Genomic DNA, 1,943 nt, shown 5'->3' with positions numbered 1-1,943 from the left:
GCCAAGAGCGACCTGTCGACGCTGTTGGAGGATCTGCGCCTGGTGCGGCCCACCGAGCTGAACTTTGTGCCGCGCATCTGGGAGATGCTGTACCACGAATACGGCAGCGAAGTGGACCGGCGGACAGCTGAAGGGCTCAGCCGGGACGCCGCCGAGGCGCAGGTGTTGCAGGAAATACGCCGCGAGCTGCTGGGCGGGCGGTTCATCTTCGCGATGACCGGGTCGGCACCGACCTCCGCGGAGCTGAAGTCCTGGGTCGAGTCGCTGTTGGAGATGCCGCTGCTGGACGGCTATGGCTCCACCGAGGCCGGCATGGTGCTCTTCGACGGGCAGATTCAACGCCCGCCGGTGGTCGACTACAAGCTGGACGACGTTCCGGACCTGGGCTACTTCAGCACCGACCGGCCCTATCCGCGCGGTGAACTGCTGCTGAAAACCGAGAACATGTTCCCCGGCTACTACAAGCGGGCCGAGACCACTGCCGGGGTGTTCGACGCCGACGGCTACTACCGGACCGGCGACGTCTTCGCCGAGACCGCACCCGACCACCTGGTCTATGTCGACCGCCGCAACAACGTGCTCAAGCTCGCACAGGGCGAGTTCGTCACCCTGGCCAAGCTGGAGGCGGTGTTCGGCAACAGCCCGCTGGTTCGCCAAATCTACGTCTACGGCAACAGCGCGCAGCCTTATCTGCTGGCGGTCGTGGTGCCGACCGAAGATGCACTGAAGCGCTACGCCGCCGATGGGGACGCCGCGACGCTGAAGGCGCGCATCGCCGAGTCGCTGCAGAACGTTGCTCGCGAGGCGAGCCTGCAGTCCTACGAGGTGCCGCGCGACTTCATCATCGAGACGGAGCCGTTCACCCTGGAGAACGGGCTGCTGACCGGTATCCGGAAGCTGGCGTGGCCGAAGTTGAAGCAGCACTACGGCGAACGCCTGGAGGAGCTGTACGCCGATCTGGCCGAGGGCCAGGCCAACGAGTTGACCGAACTGCGCCGCAACGGCGCCCAGGCGCCGGCGCTACAGACGGTGAGCCGGGCCGCCGCCGCGATGCTGGGTGCGACGAGCTCCGACCTGACGCCCGATGCGCACTTCACCGACCTGGGTGGCGACTCGCTGTCGGCGCTGAGCTTCGGCAACCTGCTGCGAGAGATCTTCGACGTCGACGTGCCGGTGGGCGTGATCGTCAGCCCGGCCAACGACCTGCAGGCCATCGCCGATTACATCGAGGCCGAGCGCCAGGGCACCAAGCGGCCCACCTTCGCCGCGGTGCACGGTCGGGACGCGACTGAGGTGCATGCCGGGGACTTGACGCTGGACAAGTTCCTCGACTCGGCGACGCTGGTGGCCGCGCCGAATCTGCCGCAGCCGACCGGCGAGGTGCGCACTGTGCTGCTGACCGGCTCCACGGGTTTTCTAGGCCGCTACCTGGCGCTGGAGTGGTTGGAGCGGATGTCGCTGGTCGACGGCAAGGTGATTGCGCTGGTCCGGGCTAAGGACGACGAGGCCGCCCGGGCCCGCCTCGACAGCACCTTCGACAGCGGAGATGCCAAGCTGCTGGCGCACTACCAGAAATTGGCCGCCGACCACCTGGAGGTCATCGCCGGCGACAAGGGCGAGGCCAACCTCGGGCTGGACCCGCAGGCCTGGCAACGGCTGGCTGACACCATCGATCTGATCGTCGATCCCGCGGCGCTGGTCAACCATGTGCTGCCGTACGGCGAGCTGTTCGGCCCCAACGCGCTGGGCACCGCGGAGCTGATCCGGATCGCGCTGACCACGAAGCTGAAGTCGTACACCTACGTGTCGACGATCGGCGTCGGCGACCAGATCAAGCCGGGCCAGTTCGTCGAGGACGCCGACATCCGGAAGATCAGCGCGACGCGTGCGATCAACGACAGCTACGCCAACGGCTACGGCAACAGCAAGTGGGCCGGCGAGGT

1 protein-coding gene is annotated in these 1,943 nt (G+C 67.0%); it reads left to right on the top strand.

What is annotated here, in order from left to right; all coding sequences use genetic code 11:
- Positions 1-1,943: SDR family oxidoreductase (locus tag WA317_RS06490; RefSeq protein WP_425172254.1), on the top strand; the 1,943-nt coding region annotated here is incomplete at both ends.

It is taken from the genome of Mycobacterium sp. (genome assembly GCF_049802695.1).
GTDB lineage: Bacteria > Actinomycetota > Actinomycetes > Mycobacteriales > Mycobacteriaceae > Mycobacterium.
The sequence above is the reverse complement of the archived record's forward strand: the minus strand, read 5'-3'. Positions and strand labels throughout refer to the sequence as shown.